The organism is Mesorhizobium sp. M7A.F.Ca.CA.002.04.1.1 (genome assembly GCF_004022805.1).
Taxonomy (GTDB): domain Bacteria; phylum Pseudomonadota; class Alphaproteobacteria; order Rhizobiales; family Rhizobiaceae; genus Mesorhizobium; species Mesorhizobium ciceri.
Map to the genome: position 1 here is coordinate 1 of NZ_RZPL01000292.1, position 6,456 is coordinate 6,456.

The 6,456-nt window shown below is 63.5% G+C and carries 8 protein-coding genes; 4 read left to right on the forward strand and 4 right to left on the reverse strand.

Going from position 1 to position 6,456, the window contains the following annotated elements; translation table 11 throughout:
* Nucleotides 1-35 precede the first annotated feature (35 nt).
* The 3 genes from ENZ75_RS16615 to ENZ75_RS16625 all read right to left on the reverse strand — a co-directional run bounded on the left by ENZ75_RS16615 (nucleotide 36) and on the right by ENZ75_RS16625 (nucleotide 1,819).
* On the reverse strand, nucleotides 36-698 hold the full coding sequence (locus ENZ75_RS16615; protein WP_063169909.1) for an HAD family phosphatase: 663 nt from the start codon (nucleotides 696-698) through the stop codon (nucleotides 36-38).
* A complete protein-coding gene (dut, locus tag ENZ75_RS16620; RefSeq protein WP_013528045.1) occupies nucleotides 698-1,183 on the reverse strand; it encodes a dUTP diphosphatase in 486 nt (161 codons plus the stop codon). The genes ENZ75_RS16615 and dut overlap by 1 nt, the downstream gene beginning before the upstream one ends.
* Nucleotides 1,184-1,348: 165 nt before the next feature.
* Nucleotides 1,349-1,819, reverse strand: a complete 471-nt coding sequence (locus tag ENZ75_RS16625) for an Lrp/AsnC family transcriptional regulator (protein WP_013528044.1) — start codon at nucleotides 1,817-1,819, stop codon at nucleotides 1,349-1,351.
* A gap of 115 nt (nucleotides 1,820-1,934) precedes the next feature.
* Between ENZ75_RS16625 and ENZ75_RS16630 the strand changes: the two genes are divergently transcribed.
* Nucleotides 1,935-2,183: a DUF6356 family protein gene (locus ENZ75_RS16630; protein WP_063169910.1), complete on the forward strand. Its 249-nt coding sequence runs from the start codon at nucleotides 1,935-1,937 to the stop codon at nucleotides 2,181-2,183.
* 335 nt (nucleotides 2,184-2,518) lie between these two features.
* Here ENZ75_RS16630 and ENZ75_RS16645 read toward each other — a convergent pair whose 3' ends face one another.
* The gene (locus tag ENZ75_RS16645) at nucleotides 2,519-3,595 is read right to left on the reverse strand and encodes an FAD-binding oxidoreductase (protein ID WP_063169911.1); all 1,077 of its coding nucleotides are present in this window, start codon (nucleotides 3,593-3,595) and stop codon (nucleotides 2,519-2,521) included.
* 121 nt (nucleotides 3,596-3,716) lie between these two features.
* Here ENZ75_RS16645 and ENZ75_RS16650 point away from each other — a divergent pair, with 121 nt between their 5' ends.
* From ENZ75_RS16650 to ENZ75_RS16660, 3 genes are all read left to right on the forward strand, one after another.
* Complete coding sequence (locus ENZ75_RS16650; RefSeq protein WP_063169912.1) at nucleotides 3,717-4,313, forward strand: TetR/AcrR family transcriptional regulator; 597 nt, start codon at nucleotides 3,717-3,719, stop codon at nucleotides 4,311-4,313.
* A complete protein-coding gene (locus ENZ75_RS16655) occupies nucleotides 4,310-5,239 on the forward strand; it encodes a haloalkane dehalogenase (RefSeq protein ID WP_063169913.1) in 930 nt (309 codons plus the stop codon). The genes ENZ75_RS16650 and ENZ75_RS16655 overlap by 4 nt, the downstream gene beginning before the upstream one ends.
* Nucleotides 5,240-5,339: 100 nt before the next feature.
* On the forward strand, nucleotides 5,340-6,456 hold a 1,117-nt coding region (locus ENZ75_RS16660), incomplete at its 3' end, for a peptide chain release factor 3 (RefSeq protein ID WP_128278186.1).

Below are 6,456 nucleotides of genomic sequence, written 5' to 3' on the forward strand. Positions count from 1 at the left end.
CACAGCCTCCCAACCCGTCCAGTCCGTCAGCCAGCTCAGTGGATCGGCACCAGCCCGGCCAGTTCGCGCATGTCGTCGAACAGGATGCCGCCGGCCTGGATAAGGCCGTCGCGGTCGGAATAGGGATCGGCGTGATAGGAAAACACCCGCATGCCGGCCGCGATGCCGGCCTGCGTGCCAGCGACGCTGTCCTCGATGACGATGCAGTCGGCAGGTGCAAAGCCCACGGTTTTCGCAGCATGCAGGAACAGGTCCGGAAACGGCTTGCCGCGCGCGACCATCGTCGAGGAAAACATCGCGTGTTCGAACAGCGGCAACAGCCCGGTCTGGCCAAGTGTGATGTGCATCTTCGACACCCGGGCCGAGGTGGCGACGCAATAGGCGATCCCGGCTGACCGCACGGCCTCGACGAATTCGCGGACATAAGGGATTGCTTCGACGCCGTGGGCGAACAGGTCTGGCAGGCCGGCGTTCCAGCGATCGACAAAATCGGCGCCAAGCCTGACGCTGGTCTTTTCTTCGATCTCTTTCTGCACCGACGCCATGCTGCGGCCGGAGAAATTCTTGCGGCAATATTTGAAGCTTGTCGGATAGCCGGCAGCGGTCAGCCATTCGGCAAGGCGCCGATTGGCCAGGTTCTCCGTATCGACCAGGATCCCGTCGCAGTCGAAGATGACAAGTTTAGGCAGTTCAGGCATCAGGCGGTGCCGGTCGATCCGAACCCGCCCGCGCCGCGCGCCGTGCCGCCGGCCAGGTTGCGCTCTTCCACGGCGGCTTGCGTCACCGCGGCAAAAACGATCTGGGCGATGCGCATGCCGCGCGTCACGGCAAAGTCCTCATCGCCGAGATTGATCAGCAGGACCTTCACCTCGCCGCGATAGTCGCTGTCGATGGTGCCGGGCGTGTTGAGGACGGTCAGCCCATGCTTGAAGGCAAGGCCCGAGCGCGGCCGCACCTGGCCTTCCATGCCTTCGGGAATTTCCAGGATCAGCCCGGTCGGCACCAGAGCGCGTTTTCCGGGCAGGATCAGCAGCGGCCGGTCGTCCGGCACCGCGGCGCGCAGATCCATGCCGGCAGCACCGGTGCTTTCATAAGCAGGAAGGGGAAGTCCTTCAGCATGCGGCAACCTGACGAAGCCGACGGTCGGACCGATGACGGAGGGAGTTTGAAGGGCTGCGCGCATAAAATCGATCCTATCGGCGCGAACGGCGATTCGGTCAACTCGCCCGCAAGCCTATCAACGGCTTTCTTTCAGGCATCAGTATGGCCTGAGGTGTGTTGAGATTCAGGTCAGGCCGAGTCGAAACCCGTCGTTTGCAGGCCGGCATCACCTGAATATCGACATATCTTAGCGCACTTCCATCGGAACCACCGTCGTCTCCTTGATCTCTTCCATCACGAAAGAGGCGGAAACATCAGACAGCGCCACCTTGGCGATCAGCCGCTGGTAGAGCCGGTCATAGGCCTTCACGTCGGCGACGCGGGCGCGCAGAACGTAGTCGAGGTCGCCGGACATGCGGTAGACGCCGATGATCTCGGGAAAGCCGGTCACCGCCGCCCGGAATCTCTGCAGCCACTCCGGATCGTGGTTGGACGTGCGGATCAGGATGAAGACGGAAAGGCCAAGCCCGAGCTTTTCGGCATCGACCAGCGCCACCCTGCCGGTGATGACACCGGCCTCCTCCAGCCGCTTCACCCGGCGCCAGCAGGCATTGCGCGACAGCGCCACCCGTTCCGACAACTGGTCGACCGACAGCGTGCCGTCGCGTTGCAACTCGGCGAGCAATTTCCGGTCGATTTCGTCAATTTCCAGCGCCATGTGGGATATTTGTTCCATGCATCACCGAAATACAAGGACATTTTGAGACCGATGAACCGGCGAAGCATGTCAGGATACTCATATCAGGAACTTCAAGCGCTGAAGGGGAACCAGCATGTCGGTCGCAAGGATTTTCACCTCTCATCCGGCCAAGGTCGGCGAAACCTATTTCAGCCACATGGGCTTTGCCGCCTGGTTTTCGTCGCGCCTGTTGATGGCGGCCGGCGCCGCGCTCGTTCATGCTTTCTTGCCATTTCTGTTTGAAACTACCGCCAGCCGAATCGTTCGCGAGCTTTACGAGCGGACGCACAACAGAGGCACGCACGCGACCAAGGAGCCTGCGGCTCTTCCGGATCGCGCCTAGGCGATCCCGCCATCGAGCTTCGTCACCATGACCAGGGACGGGATCAACATTCGGCCTTTTGCTCCGGCCGTGGCGAAGCTGGCGTTGGCCGGGTAGTTGCAAATTGCGGCAACGCCGCGGGCCAGCGCCCCCCTCTGTCCTGCCGGACATCTCCCCCTCAAGGGGGGAGATTGGATGTCGCGACGGCTTTCGCCAATCGCCGACCTTGCGGGACTGAGCGAGGCGCCGAAACTGCCAATCTCCCCACTCGAGGGGGAGATGTCCGGCAGGACAGAGGGGGGCGCCGTAGGGCGTTAACCTATACAGACATCGGCCGACGCTGCCGTCCGTCCGGGTTATTGAGCAAACCGTCCCAACCCGTAAGGCGCGAGCAGCGGATCGCGCTCGCCATCAAGGATTTCGCGAGCGGCAAACAGGCCGACGGCCGGCGCCAGCGTGATGCCGGAATGCATGACGCTGACATAGACGCCGTCCATGCCCTCGGCGCGGCCGATGATCGGAAAACCGTCGATCGGCGTCGGCCGGTAACCGACCGTGTGGAAATCGAGCGCCAGCCCGTCTCCGCCGCGCAGGCTGGCTTTCAGGACCGCGACCAGTTCGCTGGCGGTGGCTTGCGCATCCATGCCGGGGTCGGCGCCGCCGAAATCGGAACCGGCGATGATACGGCCCTCGGCGGTCTGGCGCATATGCAGCCGCTCGGCCAGCACCAGTCCGTTCAGCAGTTTCTCGTAGGGCCGCGAGTGGACGATCAGGCCAGGTGGCGTCTCGAGCGGCAGATTTATGCCGGCGGTGGCGGCAATGCCCGCCGAGCCGACGCCGGCCGCGATCAACACCTCGTCGGTGGCAAGCAGCCCATGCGATGTGTCGACGCCCGAAATCCTGCCGCCTGTCTGGACAAGCGCCGTCACCGTGCTGGAGATGATCCGCGCGCCGCGTCGTTCGGCATCGGCCAGCAGCGCCTTCGTTGCCGCGACCGGCTCGGCAACGCCCTCTTCGGCGACATGCAAAGCGACGTCCGGGAGTTGGGTGAGATTAGGCTCTATACGGGCCGCGCCGGCGCGGTCGACGCGCTCGATGCCGTAGCCCCAGGCCGAATGCTGCGCGGTATAGGCTTCCATGTCGGCCGCCGATAGATCCCAGCACAGGCCGCCGCACCAGTTGAGCGGCAGGCCGGGCACGTCCCGCGCCAGCCGCGACCATTCGGCCATGGCGCGGGTGCGCAGCCGGAAATAGGGCTCCGGATTGCCCCAGGTGGCATTGATCCAGGCAAAGGAGTTCGGCGTGGCGACCCCACCGGCGGCGCTGTCGGCGGCGATGACCGTCACCTGTGCGCCTGCCCTGGTCAGGTGCCAGGCCATGGAAGCACCGATGATGCCGGCGCCGATGACGATCACTTGTTTCACCGCAGCCATGTTCGCTCCTCAAACTCGCCACCCCCTGAGGGACACTCTTCCAGTGCCACCCCCGCTTGCCAACATCGGCAACGCAAATTATTCGGCTTGACATCAATACGTACGTACGTATTATATCGGTATGGCCAGACAATCACTCCGCGAAAACCTCCTTGACGCCGGGTTCCGGACCATCTGGAATTCCGGCTATGCCGCCGCCGGTGTGCGCGACATCGTTGCCGCCGCCGACGCCCGGCCCGGCTCGTTCACCAACCATTTTGCCTCCAAGGAGGAGTTTGCCGGGGAGGTGCTGGACCGCTATTTCGCCTATGTCGGCAAGTTGGTCGAGAAAGCCTTGGCGCAGGACGGCACGCCGCCCATCGGCCGGCTGAGGCGCTACGTCGATGTCATCACCTCGAAGCTTGAGGCGCATGATTGGGCACGCGGCTGCATGATAGGCAATCTCAGCCTCGAGACCGCGGTCCACAGCGAGCCGCTGCGCCTGCAACTCGTCGACATCTTCGAACGCTGGCGCCAGCCCTTCGCCGCCTGCATCGCCGAAGGCCAGGCAGCCGGCGACATCTCCAAGACCTTCGAGGCCGAGGACCTTGCCGACTTCCTGCTGTCGTCTTGGCAGGGCGCCATGCTGCGCATGAAGGTTGAACGTAGCCCCGCGCCGCTCGAGCGGTTCAAGAAAATCATCTTCAGCACAGTTTTTGCAAAGGAGCCGACCCCATGAGTTCGAAAGCCAACATTTCTCAAGCTGGCGTCGCTGCACCGAGACGCTCGCAGATCGCCGTGCTCGATTCGACCATGTCCTATGTCGAGACGGGAGCGTCCGGCCCCACCGTTCTGTTCCTGCATGGCAATCCGACCTCATCCCACATCTGGCGCAACATCATCCCGTATGTCGCGCCGCTCGGTCGCTGCATCGCGCCCGACCTGATCGGCTACGGCCAATCCGGCAAGCCCGATATCGATTATCGCTTCTTCGATCACGTCCGCTATCTCGACGCCTTCCTGGACGTGCTCGACATCCAGGAAGTGGTGTTGGTCGCGCAGGACTGGGGCACGGCCCTGGCTTTCCATCTCGCGGCGCGGCGACCGCAACGCGTGCTCGGCCTTGCCTTCATGGAATTCATCCGACCCTTCGAGCGCTGGGAGGATTTTCATCAGCGCCCGCAAGCCCGCGAAATGTTCAAGGCGCTGCGCACGCCGGGTGTCGGCGAGAAGCTGGTCCTGGAAGACAATGTCTTCGTCGAAAAAGTGTTGCCGGCCTCGGTGCTGCGTACACTGAGCGATGAGGAGATGACCGTCTACCGGGCGCCGTTCCCGACACCGCAATCGCGAAAGCCGGTGTTGCGCCTGCCTCGGGAATTGCCGATCGAGGGCCAGCCCGCCGACGTTGCCGCCATCAGCGAACATGATCATCGCGCACTTCGGCTCTCCACCTATCCGAAACTGCTGTTTGCGGGCGATCCCGGCGCGCTGATTGCGCCGCAGGCCGCACGCGAATTCGCCGCCGGGCTGAAGAACTGCCGGTTCATCAATCTCGGACCCGGTGCGCACTATCTGCAGGAAGACCATGCCGACGCGATAGGCGGCACCATTGCCGGCTGGCTCCCCGAGGTCTTTCAGGCGAGCCGCACGGCCGAATTGGCCTGAAGCAAGCCATGGCTTCCGGCGGCTTCCCTGCCGCCGGACCGGTCGACAGGCCCGCACTGCGCTGCTAGAAGCCCGGCCTGTCACACGGAAATCCCAGAGAATGCCCGAAGCAATAGAAGAAGAAGTGGCGCGCCGCCGCACCTTCGCGATCATCGCGCACCCGGACGCCGGCAAGACCACGCTCACCGAAAAGCTGCTGCTGTTCGGCGGCGCCATCCAGCTTGCCGGCGAGGTCAAGGCCAAGAAGGACAAGATCCAGACGCGGTCGGACTGGATGAAGATCGAGCGTGAGCGCGGCATTTCGGTCGTCACTTCGGTGATGACCTTCGAGTATGAAGACAATGTCTTCAACCTGCTCGACACGCCCGGCCACGAGGATTTCGCAGACGACACCTATCGCACGCTATCGGCGGTCGACTCGGCCGTCATGGTCATCGATGCCGCCAAGGGCATCGAGCCGCGCACGCTGAAGCTTTTCGAAGTCTGCCGGCTACGCGACATCCCGATCATCACCTTCGTCAACAAGATGGATCGCGAAAGCCGCGATCCGTTCGAGATTCTGGATGAGATCGAGCAGAAGCTGGCGCTGGATACGGCGCCGATCACCTGGCCGATCGGCCGGGGCAAGAATTTTTCCGGCACCTACCATCTGGCGCTGAACGCCGTGCGCAGGGGCGACGACGAGAAGGAGCGCACGCCGGTCAACGGTCCCGATTCCAACCGCGTCGCCGGCCTTTTGCCGGAGAACGAGCGCGAGGCCTTCATCGAGGAGCTGGAGCTGGCGCGGGAAGCATGCAGACCCCTTGATATAGAAGCCTTCCGCGAGGGTCACCTGACGCCGGTCTATTTCGGCTCGGCGCTGCGCAATTATGGCGTGCGCGACCTGATCGAGGCGCTCGGCGCTTTTGGACCGCCGCCGCGTGCTCAAGAGGCCGACACCCGCAAGGTCGAGGCGACCGAAGAGAAGATGACGTCCTTCGTCTTCAAGATCCAGGCCAACATGGATCCCAACCACCGCGACCGCATAGCCTTCGTCCGCGTCTGTTCGGGCAAGCTCGAGCGCGGCATGAAGGCCAAGCTGGTACGCACGGGAAAACCGATGTCGCTGTCGGCGCCGCAGTTCTTCTTTGCCCGCACACGCGTCACCGCCGACGAGGCCTTTGCCGGCGACGTCGTCGGCATTCCCAACCACGGCACGCTGCGTATTGGCGATACGC

Coding starts and splice junctions, on each gene's coding strand:
- ENZ75_RS16615 (WP_063169909.1), bottom strand. CDS start 698: ATGCCTGAACTGCCTAAACTTGTCATCTTCGACTGCGACGGGATCCTG.
- dut (WP_013528045.1), bottom strand. CDS start 1,183: ATGCGCGCAGCCCTTCAAACTCCCTCCGTCATCGGTCCGACCGTCGGC.
- ENZ75_RS16625 (WP_013528044.1), bottom strand. CDS start 1,819: ATGGCGCTGGAAATTGACGAAATCGACCGGAAATTGCTCGCCGAGTTG.
- ENZ75_RS16630 (WP_063169910.1), top strand. CDS start 1,935: ATGTCGGTCGCAAGGATTTTCACCTCTCATCCGGCCAAGGTCGGCGAA.
- ENZ75_RS16645 (WP_063169911.1), bottom strand. CDS start 3,595: ATGGCTGCGGTGAAACAAGTGATCGTCATCGGCGCCGGCATCATCGGT.
- ENZ75_RS16650 (WP_063169912.1), top strand. CDS start 3,717: ATGGCCAGACAATCACTCCGCGAAAACCTCCTTGACGCCGGGTTCCGG.
- ENZ75_RS16655 (WP_063169913.1), top strand. CDS start 4,310: ATGAGTTCGAAAGCCAACATTTCTCAAGCTGGCGTCGCTGCACCGAGA.